At 70.6% G+C, this 17,147-nt stretch carries 14 protein-coding genes and 1 pseudogene; 7 read left to right on the top strand and 8 right to left on the bottom strand.

Annotation, left to right across the window (positions count from 1 at the left end; all coding sequences use genetic code 11):
• Both AB4079_RS19280 and AB4079_RS19285 read left to right on the top strand, forming a co-directional pair.
• A pseudogene (locus AB4079_RS19280) lies at positions 1-142 on the top strand (IS30 family transposase); the annotation flags it as partial.
• A 200-nt stretch (positions 143-342) separates the two neighbouring features.
• Entirely contained in the window at positions 343-1,731 is a 1,389-nt protein-coding gene (locus AB4079_RS19285; protein ID WP_441788948.1) for a glycine--tRNA ligase, read from the top strand.
• A gap of 1 nt (position 1,732) precedes the next feature.
• Here the strand turns inward: AB4079_RS19285 and AB4079_RS19290 are convergent, their stop codons facing one another.
• The gene (locus AB4079_RS19290) at positions 1,733-2,866 is read right to left on the bottom strand and encodes a PrsW family glutamic-type intramembrane protease (protein ID WP_441788949.1); all 1,134 of its coding nucleotides are present in this window, start codon (positions 2,864-2,866) and stop codon (positions 1,733-1,735) included.
• Between the two features lie 120 nt (positions 2,867-2,986).
• Between AB4079_RS19290 and AB4079_RS19295 the strand changes: the two genes are divergently transcribed.
• The 3 genes from AB4079_RS19295 to AB4079_RS19305 all read left to right on the top strand — a co-directional run bounded on the left by AB4079_RS19295 (position 2,987) and on the right by AB4079_RS19305 (position 6,479).
• A complete protein-coding gene (locus AB4079_RS19295; RefSeq protein WP_441788950.1) occupies positions 2,987-3,388 on the top strand; it encodes a hypothetical protein in 402 nt (133 codons plus the stop codon).
• 16 nt (positions 3,389-3,404) lie between these two features.
• Complete coding sequence (locus AB4079_RS19300; RefSeq protein WP_441788951.1) at positions 3,405-5,411, top strand: M13 family metallopeptidase; 2,007 nt, start codon at positions 3,405-3,407, stop codon at positions 5,409-5,411.
• A 159-nt stretch (positions 5,412-5,570) separates the two neighbouring features.
• On the top strand, positions 5,571-6,479 hold the full coding sequence (locus AB4079_RS19305; protein WP_441788952.1) for a serine hydrolase: 909 nt from the start codon (positions 5,571-5,573) through the stop codon (positions 6,477-6,479).
• A gap of 7 nt (positions 6,480-6,486) precedes the next feature.
• Here AB4079_RS19305 and AB4079_RS19310 read toward each other — a convergent pair whose 3' ends face one another.
• The 5 genes from AB4079_RS19310 to AB4079_RS19330 form a co-directional block, all read right to left on the bottom strand.
• Positions 6,487-6,960 (bottom strand): GbsR/MarR family transcriptional regulator, encoded by a 474-nt coding sequence (locus AB4079_RS19310; RefSeq protein ID WP_441788953.1) that lies wholly within the window; start codon positions 6,958-6,960, stop codon positions 6,487-6,489.
• Between the two features lie 12 nt (positions 6,961-6,972).
• Positions 6,973-8,667, bottom strand: coding sequence for an ABC transporter permease (locus AB4079_RS19315; RefSeq protein ID WP_441788954.1), 1,695 nt, complete (start codon positions 8,665-8,667; stop codon positions 6,973-6,975).
• Positions 8,664-9,611, bottom strand: coding sequence for an ATP-binding cassette domain-containing protein (locus AB4079_RS19320; RefSeq protein WP_441788955.1), 948 nt, complete (start codon positions 9,609-9,611; stop codon positions 8,664-8,666). Before AB4079_RS19320 ends, AB4079_RS19315 begins: the two co-directional genes overlap by 4 nt.
• A 55-nt stretch (positions 9,612-9,666) precedes the next feature.
• Positions 9,667-10,428: a hypothetical protein gene (locus tag AB4079_RS19325; protein WP_441788956.1), complete on the bottom strand. Its 762-nt coding sequence runs from the start codon at positions 10,426-10,428 to the stop codon at positions 9,667-9,669.
• A gap of 68 nt (positions 10,429-10,496) precedes the next feature.
• The gene (locus tag AB4079_RS19330) at positions 10,497-11,120 is read right to left on the bottom strand and encodes a hypothetical protein (protein ID WP_441788957.1); all 624 of its coding nucleotides are present in this window, start codon (positions 11,118-11,120) and stop codon (positions 10,497-10,499) included.
• Between the two features lie 79 nt (positions 11,121-11,199).
• On the opposite strand from AB4079_RS19330, the gene AB4079_RS19335 reads away from it, so the two are divergent.
• A complete protein-coding gene (locus AB4079_RS19335; RefSeq protein WP_441788958.1) occupies positions 11,200-12,534 on the top strand; it encodes an MATE family efflux transporter in 1,335 nt (444 codons plus the stop codon).
• Positions 12,535-13,012: 478 nt separating this feature from the next.
• On the opposite strand, the gene AB4079_RS19340 is transcribed toward AB4079_RS19335, so the two are convergent.
• Together AB4079_RS19340 and AB4079_RS19345 are read right to left on the bottom strand one after the other, a co-directional pair.
• Complete coding sequence (locus tag AB4079_RS19340; RefSeq protein ID WP_441788959.1) at positions 13,013-14,221, bottom strand: amidohydrolase; 1,209 nt, start codon at positions 14,219-14,221, stop codon at positions 13,013-13,015.
• A 23-nt stretch (positions 14,222-14,244) separates the two neighbouring features.
• Complete coding sequence (locus tag AB4079_RS19345) at positions 14,245-15,318, bottom strand: LacI family DNA-binding transcriptional regulator (protein WP_441788960.1); 1,074 nt, start codon at positions 15,316-15,318, stop codon at positions 14,245-14,247.
• A gap of 68 nt (positions 15,319-15,386) precedes the next feature.
• On the opposite strand from AB4079_RS19345, the gene AB4079_RS19350 reads away from it, so the two are divergent.
• Complete coding sequence (locus tag AB4079_RS19350; RefSeq protein WP_441788961.1) at positions 15,387-16,652, top strand: MFS transporter; 1,266 nt, start codon at positions 15,387-15,389, stop codon at positions 16,650-16,652.
• Positions 16,653-17,147 lie beyond the last annotated feature (495 nt).

The raw sequence follows: 17,147 nt of genomic DNA on the forward strand, positions 1-17,147 counted from the left end.
CACCAACTTCAACACGATCACCGACACCGACCTCGCCGAAACCCAACGGTTGCTCAACATCCGACCCCGGCAGACCTTGAACTTCCACACCCCAGCGGAGAAACTCGACGAGTACCTACGCGGTGTTGCACTCACCGCCTGAAACCGCCCGACGAGTTGCGACAAGATGTCGCAAACGGGCTGGCCACGGCAGGGCCGGGGGTTCGCGAAGTGCAGGATCTCGTGGGCGATCTCAGAGACCGCATGAGACCCTGCTCTGCAAGGCTCGCACCCAGGTTCGGCGGCGGGCGCATCCTCAGTAGGATGGATGGGTCCCACACACCCGCATCCGTAGGGAGCACCATGGCCGCACCGTCGAGACTGGAATCCGTCATCACGCTGGCGCAGCATCGCGGGTTCGTGTTCCCGTCCGGTGAGATCTACGGCGGAACGCGGTCGGCGTGGGACTACGGCCCCCTCGGTGTGGAGCTGAAAGAGAACATCAAGCGCGAGTGGTGGAACGCGTTCGTGCGCGGCCGCGGCGACATGGTCGGCCTCGACTCGGCCATCATCCTGCCGACCCCGGTGTGGCAGGCATCCGGCCACGTCCAGGTGTTCAGCGACCCGCTCACCGAGTCGCTCATCACGCACAAGCGCTACCGCGCCGACCACCTGTTCGAGGCGTACGAGGCCGAGCACGGCCACCCGCCGGCGAACGGCCTGGACGACATCGCCGACCCGGATCACCCGGACAAGGTGGGCCAGTGGACGCCGATCCGCCAGTTCTCCGGTCTGATGAAGACGTTCCTCGGTGTCGTGGACGACGAATCCGGCCTGCACTACATGCGCCCGGAGACGGCCCAGGGGATCTTCACGGACTTCGCCTCCGTGCTGCAGACCTCGCGCAAGAAGCCGCCGTTCGGCATCGGCCAGATCGGCAAAGCGTTCCGCAACGAGATCACGCCGGGCAACTTCATCTTCCGCACCCGCGAGTTCGAGCAGATGGAGATCGAATACTTCGTCGAGCCGGGCACCGACGAGGAGTGGTTCGACACCTGGATCGACCTCGCCTGGGAGTGGTTCACCGAGCTGGGCATCAACCCGGAGCACATCCGCCGGTTCGAGCACCCGAAGGACGCGCTGGCGCACTACTCGAAGCGCACCATCGACATCGAGTACAAGTTCGACTTCGTCGGCAGCGAGTGGGGCGAGCTGATGGGCGTCGCCAACCGTACCGACTTCGACCTGAAGACCCACATCGAGCACTCGGGCAAAGACCTGAGCTACTTCGACCAGAACAAGAACGAGCGCTACGTGCCGTACGTGATCGAGCCGTCGTTCGGTCTCACCCGTGCACTGATGGCGTTCCTGGTCGACGCGTACGACGAGGAGCAGGTGCCGAACGCCAAGGGCGGCACGGACAAGCGCACCGTGCTGCACCTCGACCCGCGCCTCGCGCCGGTCAAGGTCGCCGTGCTCCCGCTGTCGCGCAACGAGGCCCTCTCGCCGCTGGCCCGCGGGCTCGCCGACCGTCTCCGCAAGCGCCGCAACGTCGACTTCGACGACTCGGGCGCGATCGGCCGCCGCTACCGCCGGCAGGATGAGATCGGCACGCCGCTCGCGGTGACCGTCGACTTCGACTCGCTCGAGGACGACGCCGTGACGGTACGGGACCGTGACTCGATGCAGCAGGAGCGCATCCCCCTCGAAGGCCTCGACCGGTACCTGGCGGAGCGCCTGCGCGAGATCTGAGCTAGGCCACCGAAGACGCCTCCGCGGACGCCTTCATCGCCTCACGCTCAGCATCCGCGCGCCCGATGCGTCGCGCGATGAGAAGCCACGCGAGCCCGCTGCCGAGGACGAAGAGCAGCTCGAACAGCAGCAGCACGCCGCCGGCAGCGGCGCGGGGCCACGGCAGGTTCTGCGCGAGCCAGGCGGCACCGTCGAACAGCCCGTGCGCCGCTGCTACGGCGAGATAGGCGAGCACCACCCGCACCGAGAGCCGGAACCGGCCGCCGCGTGCCGCGGCGAACACCGCCGCCCCCAGCAGCGCCGAGAACACGGGATGCAGGAACGGACCGGTCAGCTCCCGGCCGATGGCGGTGGCGAGGAACACCCCGAAACCGGACCCGGTCTCCTGCCCGCGGGCGAACGCCTCCTGCAGGTAGCCGAGGTTCTCGATCACGCTGAAGCCGAGGCCGACGGCACCGCCCACGAAGAGGCCGATCCGCGCGTTCTTCACCGGCAGCTTCAGCGCGAGGACCACCACAGCGGACACTTTGAGCAGCTCCTCGACCACGCCGGCCAGCGTCAGAGCGAGGGCGCTCGGGTGGGATCCCGTTCCACCGCCCAGCACGTCGATGACACTGTTGACCGGTCCGGCGACCAGGGTGGCGGCCAGGCCGCCGACGCCCGCGATGATCACCAGCCGCGAGGCGGTGAGCCCGTCCCCCGGTCGCAGCCGGTACGCCATCGTGTACAGCAGGGCAGCGGCCACCGTCGCGGCGCCGGTCACCAACAGGTACGGCGAGAGGATGGCAGGGCCGTCGGCGTGCTCGTGCGGAGCGATCGCGGCCATGAGCAGGCTGAAGCCGAGGAGCCAGAGCCAGATGAAGAGACTGCTGCCTGCGATGATCCACCCGCCGAAGCGCCCGATCCACTTGTGCGGCCGGCGCGGCCGGCGCACGGGCTGGGCCACCGGCACGGGGTACGTGAATCCGGTCCACTCCACGCCGCTCCACCAGCGGACGAAGCGGGCGTCGTGCGGGTCGCCATACCAGCCGGGAGGCGGGGTCCAGCCAGGAGGCGGGGTCCAGCCGCGAGGCGGGGTCCAGGCCGCTGGCGGCTGCTGGCCGGCTGGCGGCTGCTGGGCTGGCGCGATGGTCACCCGGTCAGCTTACGAACTGGGCCTGTGTCCGCTCTCCTCCCCGTCCGGGCCACACGGCGAGCCTCTTCGTGCCGCCGCGTCCCACCTGACAGGCTGAAGTTCAGCACCAGAAGGATCACCATGCGTTTCACCACCCCCGGCCGGAAAGCCGCCGTCATCGCGGTGCTCTTCGCCGTCAGCGCGCTGCTCAGCCTGCTCTTCGACGCGCTGCATTCGGAGGTCGGCTCGATCGTCCTCTCGCTGCTGCAGGTGGTCGCCTGGTACCTGGTCACCCGCGTCTTCCGCGGGCCCGGCGAACCGGTGCGGGCCGCCCGAGCGTGGTGGCGGATGACGAACCGGCCGCTGCTCAGCGGGGTCCTTGCGGCCGTCTACGGTCTCGTCGCCGTCGTCAACGTCGGGTTCAGTATCGCCGGCTTCGGGGGCCCGTCGGGCACCGCGTCCATCCTCGCAGAGCTGGTCCTCGCCGCCCTGTTCGCCCTGTCGTACGTGCGGCTCACGTCGCTGGCCCGCGCCACGGCCTGAGCCGTAGGCTGGGCGCATGACGCTCGACTCCGGCATCCACGACTCCGGCATCCACACCTCTGGCATCCACACCGACGAACTCGACCCCGCAACCCGCCCGCAGGACGACCTGTTCCGCCACGTCAACGGCAAATGGCTCGACCGCACCGAGATCCCCGCCGACAAGGCGCGCTGGGGGTCGTTCATGATCCTGGCCGAGGAGGCCGAGGCGGCGGTGCGGGAGATCGTCGAGCTCGCTCAGCGCGCCGACGAGGGCACGGAGGAGCGGAAGTTCGGCGACCTCTTCACCAGCTTCCTTGACGAGGAGCGCGTCGACGCCCTGGGTGTCGAGGCGATCCGCGACGAGCTGACCTTCGCGTCGGGGGTCGACAGCATCCCGAGCCTCCTGGAGACGGTCGGGAAGCTGGAGCGTCGGGGCCTCGGCGGCTTCTACCAGCTGTTCGTCGACAACGACCCGGGCGACCCGGAGCGCTACCTCGTCTTCCTCGAGCAGTCCGGTATCTCGCTGCCGGACGAGTCGTACTTCCGTGAGGAGCGGTTCGCCCCGATTCGTGAGGCGTTCGTCGCGCATATCCAGCGGATGCTGGAGCTCGCCGGCCTGGACGACGCTGCGGAACGCGCACAGCGTGTGTTCGACCTGGAGACCGCCATTGCGGCGCAGCACTGGGACAACGTCGCCTCGCGAGACTCCGAGAAGACCTACAACCTGTACAGCTGGGACGACGCGAAGGCCGTGTTCGACGGCGGTGCGGCGTCCGGCCAGGCAGCCGACCTCGATGTCTGGGCGCAGGCGCTCGGCGCACCGCGGGACGCCCTGGCCGAGGTCGTTCTGCGCCAGCCGTCGTTCACCACCGGGCTGGCCGGGCTGCTCACCGAGGACCGCCTGGAGTCGTGGCGCGACTGGCTGGCCTGGCAGGTCGTGCACGGCGCAGCTCCCTACCTCTCGGGCGACTTCGTGGAGGCGAACTTCGACTTCTATGGCCGCACGCTGACCGGAACCCCGCAGATGCGCGCACGCTGGAAGCGCGGCGTCTCGCTCGTCGAGGGGGCCATGGGCGAGGCCGTCGGCCGCATCTACGTCGAGAAGCACTTCCCTCCGGCCGCCAAGGAGCAGATGGATGCGCTGGTCGCCAACCTGATCGAGGCGTACCGGCAGAGCATCCGGACGCTCGACTGGATGGGCGAGGAGACACGCGAACGCGCACTCGACAAGCTGGAGAAATTCACGCCGAAGATCGGGTTCCCGGCGAAGTGGCGCGACTACTCCGCCCTGCAGATCGACCCGGCCGATCTCGTCGGCAACGTCCGCGCCGCCGCCCTCTTCGAGTTCAACCGCGAGCTGGGGAAGATCGGCAAGCCGATCGACCGTGACGAGTGGTTCATGACCCCGCAGACCATCAACGCGTACTACAACCCCGGCTTCAACGAGATCGTGTTCCCCGCAGCCATCCTGCAGTTCCCGTTCTTCGACGCCGACCGGGATGCTGCGGCGAACTACGGCGCGATCGGTGCCGTCATCGGGCACGAGATCGGGCACGGCTTCGACGACCAGGGTTCGAAGTTCGACGGCGACGGCCGTCTGGAGGACTGGTGGACGGAGGCCGACCGGACCGCGTTCGAGAAGCGCACCGCAAGCCTCATCGCACAGTACGACGCACTGGCCCCGGCCCAGGTGCCCGACCATCACGTGAACGGCGCGCTCACGATCGGCGAGAACATCGGCGACCTGGGCGGTCTGGGCATCGCGTGGAAGGCGTACCTGCTCTCGCTGGACGGCCAGGAGCCGCCCGTCGTCGACGGGCTGAGCGGTGCCGAACGGTTCTTCCTGTCGTGGGCGCAGGCCTGGCAGCAGAAGGGACGCGACGAGGAGGTCATCCGCCTGCTCGCGATCGACCCGCATTCGCCGAACGAGTTCCGGTGCAACCAGATCGTGCGCAACATCGACGCTTTCTATGACACGTTCGCGGTCGCCGAGGGCGACCGACTGTGGCTGGCGCCGGCGGAGCGCGTCACCATCTGGTGAGGCTTCGCTTTTCTCCGGCACCGTAGGGCGTGTCCCCCGCACACGGGGTAACATCGTCCCTGTCGTCTCCGCGGTCACCGCCGCACAGTCGACGGCGGTGCCGGGGGTGAGCGCCGCCACTCCGGTAGCACCGACTCGGAAGAAAGACCCAGCGACACCGTGACGATCCAGGCTCATGAGTCCGCGCGCCGGGCCCGGCAGGCGACCACCCGCCGCGGTCGACACCGTGCACCTGGTTCGATCGAGACCTTCAGCCGCGGCTTCGATGCCTTGGGGCGACTCGCGGTCTCGGGCGTGCAGGTCTCAGCCCGCGCGACCGACCTGTCGACGGGCGCCGTCCTGTTCTCCATCGACGATCACGTCGTCATGCCCACGGCGAGCATCGGCAAGGTGCTGCTGCTGGTCGAGGTGGCGGCGCGCCTGCAGTCGGGGCAGCTGAGCCCGCTGGCCCACCTGGACCGCGATCCGCGCGACGTCGCGGGCGAGTCGGGCATCTGGCAGCACCTGCACGTGCCATCGCTTCCGGTCGCCGACCTGGCGGCACTGGTCGGCGCGAGCAGCGACAACCTGGCCACGAACGTCCTCCTGCGCCGGGTCGGCCTGGAGGCGGTGAGCGCCCGGACCGAATCCCTCGGGCTGACGCGCACGGCCCTGCTCGACCTGGTGCGCGACCACCGCGGACCGGACGACGCTCCGCAGCTCTCCGTCGGGAGCGCCAACGAGCTCACCTGGCTGTTCGCGGCGCTCGCGCGCGGCGAGATCGTCAACCCGGCCACCAGCCAGCGGGTGATCTCGTGGCTGTCCCTGAACAGCGACTTCTCGCTCGTCTCCAGCGCTTTCGGGCTCGACCCGCACTCGCATCGCCACCCGGAGCACGGCATGCTCCTCGTCAACAAGACGGGAACCGACGACGGCGTCCGCAGCGAGGTCGGCGTGCTGCGCGGACCGCGCGCCGGCGTCACCTACGCGGTGTCGACCTACTTCGACGACACCAGCCTCCCGGAGCGGTTGGCCGTGATCGAGGGGATGCGGTCCGTCGGGCTCGACCTGCTGGAGTACGTGTTCTGACCCGCGCTCACGCCTCGCGTGCGCTGCGGACCTGCTCCCACTCGCCAATGAGCTCCGGCAGGCGCCCCTGCAGGAACTTGTAGAAGCCGGCCATGTCTCGCAGGCGCTCGGTCGCCGGCGAGGACGGGTCGCCGACGGCCGCCAGGCCCGCCTCCGCCTGGTCGGCGAGGACTCCGTAGATCGGGCTGTTCCGCACCATCAGCGCGTACCAGTCGCTCGGGAGCTCGTACCGGTCGCGCCGGGTTCCGGTCTGGGCCAGGCGCCGGATGATGCCAAGGGTCTGCAGGTAGCGCACGGCACCCGAGATGGCGGCCGGGCTGACCTCTAGGCGTGCGGCCAGTTCGGCTGCGGTGAGGCCCGCCGACTCGGTCACCGTGAGCGCCATCATCACGCGCGCCGGCATCCTCGGGAAGCCCGCGGCGGTGAGCACGGCCGCGGAGTGCTCCATCACCTCGGCGAGCGCCGCCTCGTCTGTGGCCATGAGCACCATCCTCTATCCGATTGCGAAGTCCCGCCGGCGGATCAGTGCCGCCGCGCCGGCGAGGGCGGCGACCGTGATGCCGAGCATCCAGTATCCACCGGTCCAGTCGACCTGCCCGACAACGACAGGGGCGTCGGCGAAGGGCGAGACGTGACGCAGCCAGTCGGGGAGTTGGACGAGGCCGCCGAAGATGCCGACGAAGGCGCCGAGGCCGAGCGCGGCCCAGGCGACCGGGACGGTCCAGCTCGGAAGCACCACGAACAGCAGGGTCAGCACACCGAGGTAGACGAGAGCGACCGGCAGCTGGGCCGCGGCGGCGGCGAACGAGACGCCGATGGTCGACGGATCCTCGCCCGCCGCCACCGAGGACAGTCCGGACGCGATCGCCGCGACGAGGAGGACCAGCACGACAGCGCTCACCCCGATGGCGACGAACGAGAACAGCCAGCGGGTACGCGACACGGGCGCAGCGAGGAGCGTCTCCGCCGTCCCCGACTGCTCCTCCTGCCTCAGCCGGATCACCGCCTGAACCGCGCACGCGGCGGCGAGCACCCCGACGATCGAGAAGATCGCCGAGATGAAGAGGGAGGTGAGCGGGCCCGATCCGCCAGCACCGATCCGTCGAAGCGCCTCGCGGATGCCCGCAAGGTTCGGGTCCTGCGCGAGCGAGCTGTTGATCGCGCTTCCCAGCGAGCCGGCGAGGAGACCGCCGAGCACGCCACCGATCGCCCAGCCGATCACGACGGGCCGCTGCAGGCGCCAGGCCAGGCCGACCATCCCGGACAGCGTGGGCGAAGCCGTCGCGCGGCCCGCTCGTTCCGGGATGAGACCGGCGCCGGAGTCACGGACGGCCTGCAGTGCGAAGACCCCGGCCACGAGGAGCGCCGCGAAGCCGACCTGGAGCAGCAGTGGCCACCCGCCGGCTGCTGTATACGGCGCCGCCTGCTGCCCCCAGCCGATCGGGCTCAGCCAGCTCGGCCACGCGGCCCTCAGGTGGGTTCCGTCCCCGAACGGCGTACCGCCGGCATCTCCGATGCCGCGCAGAAGGTAGGCGGCCACGACCAGCGCTGCCGCGAGTCCGTTCGCTCCGCGGGATGTGCTCATCACCTGGGAGACCAGCAGACCGACGCCGAAGAAAGCGAGTCCTGCGCCGCCCGTCACGGCACCGGCGAGGAAGGAGCCGGCGACGGGCAGGCCCACCGCGATGAACCCGAGGCCGGTGACCACGGCGAGCAGGATGTTGGCGCCCACCGCGTGCCCGACCGTCGCGATCGTGGGGAGCAGCCGGGCCGCGGGCGTTGCCGCGATCAGCTCGGCGCGGCCCGACTCTTCCTCCGCGCGGGAGTGACGGACCGCGAGGAACGTGTTCATGAGCCCCGCGAGCAGTGCGAGGAACGTGAAGATCTCGAAGAAGGTGAGGGCGGCGAGGGTGGACCCTTGCGGCAGCCCGCGCAGCACCAGGATGGTCGGATCGGAGATCGCCAGCCGCATGACCTGCACCCGCGAGGCCGCGCTGCCGTACGTCTGCTGGATGCTCTCCGCGGAGAACGCCGCGAGGGCGCCGATCGAGAGCAGCCAGATCAGCAGCTGCCAGCGGTCACGGCGCAGCCGCTGCCGGAGCAGGGCACGCAGGGTGTGGACGGTGCGCGGACCCCGCGACGCCGCGCGCGTCCGTGTCGGCTCGATACGTGCGGCCGTGGTGCTCATCGTGACGCCGCCGGGGCAGCGACGGGGTCTGCGGCCTGGGCGGGCTCGTCCCCGTAATGACGGAGGAACAGTTCCTCCAGCGAAGGCGGCGCGACCGTCAACCCGCGCACGTCCAGTCGCGCGAGGCCGGCGAGCAGGGCCGAGAGTGCGTCGCTGTCGGCGGTGAACCGCACCCGGCCGTCCTGCTCGCGGAAATCGTGGGCACCGGGAAGGTGCTCGAGGGCACCCCGGTTCAGACCCTCCGAGCGGAACGAGACCTCGGTGCGCGTCAGGTGCCGCAGCTCGTCCAGTGTCCCGGTCTCGACCGTCCGGCCGGAACGGATGATGGTGACGCGATCGCAGAGCTGCTCGACCTCCGACAGGATGTGGCTGGAGAGCAGCACGGTCGCCCCCTCGGCGGCCACCCGCCGGATCTCCGAGTCGAAGACGGCCTCCATCAGCGGGTCGAGGCCGCTGGTCGGCTCGTCGAGGATGTACAGGTCGGCCGGCGTCGCGAACGCGGCGACGAGCGCGACCTTCTGGCGGTTGCCCTTCGAGTACGCGCGTCCCTTCTTGGTCGGGTCGAGCTGGAACACCTCCAGGAGGCGCTTCTTGCGGTCGGCGTACAACTCCCGGTCGGCGGTGCCGCCACGGAGACGCCCGAGGAGGTCGATGGCCTCCCCTCCGGAGAGGTTCGGCCACAGGCTGACATCGCCGGGCACATACGCGATGCGCCCGTGAAGCTCGACGGCATCCTTCCAGGGGTCGCGTCCGAACAGTGCCGCCCGGCCGCCGTCAGAACGCGCGAGCCCGAGGAGCACCCGGATGGTCGTGGACTTGCCCGCTCCATTGGGACCGAGGAAGCCGTGGACGGTCCCCTCCGCCACCGTCAGGTCGAGGCCGTCGAGGGCGCGCACGCGCCCGAATCGCTTTTCGAGTCCGAAGACGTCGATCACCGTGTTCATACCGGGATGCTACGCCTAATTCAGTAATTTGTGAAACTTGTGTTGTCTGGACGCGCTATGCCTGGCCGCACTGGATGGTGTCGATGCCCGCATACTCGTGGTCCGACGCCGAATCCGGGATGGTCAACGTGTACGGCACCGACGCCTGGAGGTCGATGGTCGTGCTCCACTCGTCCACCACGTCGCCGTCCGGAGTGTCCGAGAAGCCCGCGGTGAGCGTCGCGCCGGCGCAGGTCTGTCCCGCAGTGAGCTCGAACGTCCAGCCGTCGACGTAGTGGACCTTCACGCCGTCCACGTCGTAGTCCGCCACGTCGGCGCTGTCGGTCGCACCCGGGGAAGGCTCGGCGGAGGGGATGCCGGACGGCGCGGCGCTCGAAGTGGACTCCGCCTGCGCGAGACGGCTCGAGCTGTGCACGATGGAACCGATCGCGAAGAGCGCCACGAGAAGGACGACGAGGCCGGGCGCGACGCTGCCGACGGTGATGCCGACGATCGCGCCGGTCGACATGGGGCGGCGGCCGGGAGCGGGTGGGTACCAGGGCGCCGGCGGTCCCGCGACGGGGTATGGCGGCTGCTGCGGACGGGCCGCGGAGTACGGAGGCTGCTGCGGACGGGCCGCGGGATACGGCGGCCGCTGCGCACCGGGCGCCTGCCACGCTGAAGCGGCGAGCAGCGCATCCCGAGCCACCACGAGCGTGTCACGGCGCTGGGCGTCCGGCCCGGCCTCGACCCATTTCGCGGCGAAGGCGCGCTGCACATCGTCGGGTGCCGCCGACACCGACACCCCCAGCAGTCCGGCCGCCTCGTTCGGATTCACCGCGCCCCCATCATCCCGTCAACACGTACGGCATGATCGTAGTGGTCAGCGCGGTCGGTGGCGGCCGGTCAGGCCACTCTTCCGCTCAGCCCGCGCGTCACCCCGGCGCCATCGCGTCGCCCGGGTCGCTCGGCTGTGGCGATCTCGCCCAGCTCACGGATCGCCCGGTGGTAATAGCCGGCCGCCACCCCGGATCGGTACGCGCCCGGCTGAAGGTCGGCCTCGTTGCGCAGCCGGATCTCGGCCCGGGCCGCCTCGATCGGGGTGATGATCTTCACACCGGCGCGGTAGCGGATCAGCCGGTGCACCCACTGGTCCAGCGGCTCCGGGAGACCGCCGGGCACCCGGTCGTGCTCCGCAGCGAGCGACGTGCGCCCCCGTGAGGCCGCACGCGGATCGAGAACCGTGCCGCTCGCCGTCGCCTCCCTCTCGGCCCGGCGGCGCTCGGCCGCCATGACCGAAAGAAGGTCGTCGTGCCGGTTCGCCTGGCGTGAGAGCACCTCGAGTTCGTCAAGCGCCGTCGCGAGTTCGTCCTCGTAGCCGACGTAGGTCTCCGGATGCGCTGCCCGGTCGCTCATCAGATCGTTGCGGGCGGTGGATGCCTGCGACCGGGTCAGGACCGTCCGCCCATTGCGCACCCGCTCGAGCCGCCAGGTCCAGGTGACGAGGGGTTCGGGCATCAGGTGACTCATGCGTCCACCGTACGGTCGACCGCCGACATCGACGGGAACAGGCGCCGCGCGTCGGTGGCCCGGGCTAGCGTGGTCGGTTGTGAGCACCATCCTGCGCCGTCCCGTCGATCGGGAGATCCTGCGCCTCGCAGTGCCGGCGCTTGGCGCGCTCGTGGCCGAGCCGATCTTCCTGCTCGCCGACTCGGCCATGGTCGGGCACCTCGGCGTCGACCCGCTGGCCGGCCTCGGGATCGCCAGTGCCATCCTGCAGACGGTGGTCGGGCTCATGGTGTTCCTCGCCTACAGCACGACCCCCGCCGTCGCGCGCCGCCTGGGGGCCGGAGACGAACGCGGGGCGGTCGCCGCCGGCGTCGACGGATGCTGGCTGGCCCTGGTGCTCGGCGTCGTCCTGGCCGCCGCGGGCTGGGCGGCGTCGCCGTTCCTGGTCGAACTCTTCGGTGCATCCCCTGGCGTGACGTCTCAGGCGGCGCAGTACCTGACGCTGTCGATGCTCGGCCTCCCCGCGATGCTGCTCGTCTACGCGGCGACCGGCCTGCTGCGCGGGCTGCAGGACACGCGCACCCCCCTGGCTGTGGCTGTGGCCGGGTTCGCGGCGAACATCGTGCTCAACTACCTCTTCATCTATGTGGCCGGGCTCGGGATCGCCGGCTCCGCTCTCGGCACGGTGGCCGCGCAATGGGCGATGGTGCTGGTCTATGCGGGAATCGTCGCGCGGCACGCCCACCGGGTCGGTGCGCGGCTGCTGCCGCATCACGCCGGCATCGGGCGGTCGGCACGAGCCGGTGGCTGGCTGCTCGTGCGCACGGCCAGCCTCCGCGCCGCCATGCTGCTTGCGGTGTTCGCCGCGACGCAACAGGGCCCGGACGAGCTGGCCGCCTTCCAGGTGACCATGACCGTGTTCGCGACGCTCGCCTTCGCGCTCGACGCGCTGGCGATCGCCGCCCAGGCGCTCATCGGCAAGGGTCTCGGCGAGGGCGACCTCGAAAGCGTCCGTGCGGTTCTCCGCCGGTGCATCCAGTGGGGGATCCGCGCGGGAATCGTGCTGGGCCTGCTCACCGTCGCGCTGAGTCCGTTCGCCGCGGCGCTGTTCACGAACGACGCATCGGTCGCCGCCCTGCTGCCGCTCTCGCTGGCCATCGTCGGTGTCGGCGCCCCGCTGGGCGGTTACGTTTTCGTGCTCGACGGCGTGCTGATCGGCGCGGGGGACGCCCGGTATCTCGCACTGACCGGGCTGCTCAACGTTGCGGTCTTCGTGCCGCTCGCGGCCGCTGCCGCGGCGTGGGGCGGCCACGACGCTGCAGGCCTGGCCGCCCTGACCGCCGCCTTCGCGCTCGGCTACCTGGGCGCGCGCGCCGTCACCCTGGGGCTGCGGGCACGCGGCCGGGTGTGGATGCGCGCGGGCGCGGCGGTCTGACGGGCAGCGGGCACGAGGACGCGGGCTGTGCCGCGGTCTGACGGGCCTCGGATCGTGTGGATGTACGGGCGCCATGGTCCGACGGGCAGCGCAAATCCCCGTCCGAACGGAGGAGCGGGCGGCGCGCACCGTCCGGGCATCCTCCGTTCGCGGCACCACCCCCGCATATCCAGCACGAACTCCTCCCATGACGACACGGTCATCTCTCGGGACCGGCGGCAGGAAACGGAGGTGATTCCTCGCGACACGCCGCCAAGAAGCTGGAATCGAAGGAGAACCGCGGCCGCGAGGCACGGATCTCCTCCGTTTCGGTCGCGTCGAGCCGCGACTCCGGTCAGAGGCGCTCTCGTCTTTGCCGACCAGCGGCGGCGGCGGAAACGGAGGAGATCCGTCGCGACACGCCGCCGTGAAGTCGGAATGGAAGGAGAACCGCGGCCGCAGAGCCCCGAACGCCTCCGCTACCGACGCGAGCGGGCCGTCACGCCAGCCACTCCCGGGCCGCGACCACCAGTGCGCGCACGCCCGTGTCGATCGTCGGCTGCGCCAGCGGTGCGAAGTACGGCGAGTGGTTCGACGGGATGTCCGTGTCGACCGTTCCGGCCGCCATCGCAGCACGCACGGTCTCCGGGTCGGCGCCCCCGAGCATCCAGTAGACCAGCGGCGCTCCGGCCGCTGTGGCCAGGTTGCCGACGTCCTCGCTGCCGGAGAGGGCACCCGGGTGCAGCACGCGGTCTTCGCCGAATTCCGCGGCGAATGCCGCGTTGACCCGCTCCGTGGACTCGGGATCGTTCACGGTGACCGGGTAGCGCTCCCCCCACTCCATCTCGGGCTCCCGCGGCGCACCCGAGGCCTGCGACTCGGCCCGGATGACGCGGTCGACACCCTCGAGAACGCGCTGGCGCACCTCCTCGTTGAAGCTGCGCACGCTGATCCCGAGGGTGGCCTCGGCCGCGATGATGTTGTTCTTCGTCCCGGCATGAAGGCTGCCGACGGTGACGACGGCCGTGTCCTTCGGCGCGATCTCGCGCGAGACGACGGTCTGCAGTCGCATCACCGTCGCGGCCGCCATGACGACCGGATCGATCGTCGTCTCCGGCCGGGAGCCGTGGCCGCCACGCCCGTGGAGGGTGACCTCCATGGTGTCCACCGCCGCCATGGCCGCGCCCGGGTGCGCGCCGACCATGCCGGCAGGGGCGGGCAGCACATGCTGGCCGAGCACCACATCCGGCACCGGGATCCTCTCGTAGAGACCGTCTTCGACCATCACCTGCGCGCCGCCGCCGTGCTCCTCCGCGGGCTGGAACAGGGCGACCAGCGTTCCGGACCACGCCTCGCGCGAGGCGTTCAGCGAGTCGACGGCGCCGAGCAGGCAGGTGATGTGGATGTCGTGACCGCACGCGTGCATCACCGGGATCGAGTTGCCTGCCGCGTCGGTCACCGTCTCGGTGGACGCCCACGGCAGGCCGGTCTGTTCGCGGACCGGGAGCGCGTCCATGTCGGCCCGCAGCAGCACGGTCGGGCCGTCGCCGTTGCGCAGTACGCCGACCACGCCGGTCGTCGCGATGCCGGTGTGCACCTCGAGGCCCAGCTCCCTCAGCCGGTCGGCGACGATTCCGGCGGTGCGGTGCTCGGTGAAGGCGAGCTCGGGGTGGGCGTGCAGGTCGCGGTAGAGCGCTTCGAGATCCATACCGCCACCCTACGACCGGCCCGCTAGCGCCCCCGCGGCGCCGCAGTGGTGTTGCCGCGGTGGAAGACGCTCGTGAACGTGGAGGGGTGCGGCTCGCCGCCTTCCAGCATCTCGACCACCGCACGACCGGCCGCGCGGCCCTTGTCGACGGCGGGCTGCACCAGCGTGGTCAGGTCGTACGGCCACAGTCCGTCGACGCGAACGCCGTCGAACCCGACGACGCTGACGTCGCCTGGGACCTCCAGACCGAGCTCTTCGGCCGCGCGGATGACGCCGGCGGCCAGCAGGTCGCTCTGGGCGATGATGGCGGTCGGACGGCGACTCGCGTCGGTGAGCAGCTCCCGTCCCGCAATCCTGCCCTCCTCGACGAACGAGCCGCGGGTGACCCGGCCGCCCGCCGCAGGGAACACGTCGTGCGCGCCGGCGAGACGGTCCATTGCGGTCGTCGAGCTGCCGGCCCGGATGCGGTCGGGAGTCAGGGCGCCGCGCGCGCGGTCGCGCGTGAGTGACAGCGTCACGACGGCGACGTCGCGATGCCCGAGGTCGTACAGGTGCTGGGCGGCCATACGGGTGGCCTCGCGGTTGTCCTGGCCGATCGTCGGAACCCCGTCGGCCGGGTCGCCCTCGATCGCGACCAGCGGGATGCCGCGCTGGCGGAGCGTGGCGACCGACTCGTCGAGTCGCGGGCTGCAGCCGATGAGGACCACCGCATCCATCGGGGCGTCTTCGATGCGCTGGGCCGTCTCCCCCGCGTCGGTGAGGATGAGGAGGCCCGCGTCGATCGCGCCGATCTCCTCGGTGATGCCGTCGAGCAGGGCGATTTTGATCGGGTCGCGGAACGCGTCACGGACGCGCTCCTCCATCACGACGCCGACGATGCCCGAGCGGCCGCGGCGGAGCGAGCGTGCACGCGGATCCGGCCCGGCATAGTTGAGCTCCTTGGCCGCGGCGAGCACGCGCTCGCGGGTGGACTCGGAGACCGGGCCGGTGCCGGAGAAGGCGAGAGAGGCGGTCGAGTTGGACACGCCGGCGAGGCGGGCGACGGCGGCCAGCGTGGGCCGCGCGATGGCGACCTGCGCCGTGCTGGGTTCGTTCACGTGTGATAGCTTAGTCGAATCGTTTCGATCGAAACGATTCGAGCCGACAACCCACAGGAACCGCCCCGATGTCCCAGCCGACCTCCGCCCCGACGCGCGACCGCCGAGAGCTGAAAGCCTGGCGGAACGCCGTGTTCGTCGTCTTCATCCTCAGCGGGCTGACGATCGCCACCTGGGTCGCCCGCATCCCCGGAGTCCGCGACGACCTGGGCCTCGGGAAGGACCCGTCAGCGATCGGGCTGCTCATCCTGGGGATGTCGGTGGGAGCCATCCTCGGCCTCACGGTCTCATCCCCCGTCCTCGTCCGCTTCGGCCCGCACCGCGGGATGGTCGGCGCGCTCACCATCGCCGCGATCGGCACCCTCCTGCTCGGGTTCGGCGCGACGGCGTTCCACAGCGTTCCCCTGGTCGCCGTCGGTCTCATCCTGCTCGGCTTCGGCAACGGCATGGTCGACGTGATGATGAATGTCGAAGCGACGGCTGTCGAACGCGAGATCGGCAAGACGCTGTTGCCCCTCATGCACGCGTGCTTCAGCCTCGGAACCGTGCTCGGAGCCGGGATCGGCGCTCTCGCAGCCTGGCTCGCGGTCCCGGTGGTCTGGCACCTCCTCTTCATCGCCGTGGCGATCGTCGTGGTCGTCGTCATCGCCGTCCGCTACATCCCGCGCGAGGCGGAGCTGGGTGACGAGGCGGCCGCGACCGAGCGCATCCCCTTCGGCGAGCGCATGCGCACATCGCTGGCGGTGTGGGCCGACTGGCGCCTCATCCTGATCGGCGTGGTCATGCTCGGGATGGCGTTCGGCGAGGGATCCGCGAACGACTGGATCTCGCTCGCCGTGGTGGACGGGCACGGGCAGTCGAACTCGATCGGCGCGGTGGTCTTCGGCTTCTTCGTCGCGGCGATGACCGTCGGCCGGATCGCCGGCGGCCCGATCGTCGACCGGATCGGCCGCGTCGCCGCCATCCGCATCACCGCCGGAATGGGCGCCCTCGGGCTGGTGCTCTTCATCGTCGGCGGCCCGATGTGGCTCGTGGTCGTCGGCACCGTGCTGTGGGGCTTCGGCGTCTCGCTGGGCTTCCCGCTGGGCATGTCGGCGGCGGCGGACGGCGCTGCCAACCCCGCCGCCCGCGTCTCCGCGGTCGCGATCATCGGCTACTGCGCGTTCCTCGCCGGTCCGCCGCTCATCGGCTTCCTGGGGCAGCACTTCGGGCTGCTGAACGCGCTGTTCCTCGTGCTCGCGCTCCTGGTGGCCACGTTCCTCGCGGCCCCGGCCGTCCGCCCGGCCGCGGCCCCCGCGGTCGAGCGCCGCGAGAACGCGCCCGAGACCGCCTGACCCGCGGACCCCGGCCCCCTCCCTTCGCGTACCGTCAGTAGCGACATCTCGTCGCAACTCGCGCCGAATAGGCACACCAACTCACGACTCGGCTGCGGGGGCGCAGCGAGGCCAGGGCGACGGACTCGCGGTAGCCGGCGCACGCGTCGCCGAGTAGCGACATCTTGTGGCAAGTCACGCGAAACAGGCGCAACGAGTCACGACTCGGCAGTCGCACGGCGGCATGTCGTCGCAACTCGGGCGAAATGGGCGCAACGAGTCAGGACTCGGGCTGCGGAGGCCCAGCCGCCGGGCGCGGAGCCTGGCGCACGCTGGGCGAGTTGCGACATGTCGTCGCAACTCGCGCGGCTGGGTCTAGTGGTGGATGCAACGGGCTGATCCGGGAGGATTCTGCTCATGGTCGGGACACGGTTGTCGGTGGTGGAGCGCGGCAAGATTGAGGCGTTGTGGGGGCAGGGTTTGCGGATTCCGCAGATCGCTGTGGTGTTGGGGCGG

The organism is Leifsonia sp. 2MCAF36, from assembly GCF_052115525.1.
Classification (GTDB): Bacteria; Actinomycetota; Actinomycetes; order Actinomycetales; family Microbacteriaceae; genus Leifsonia.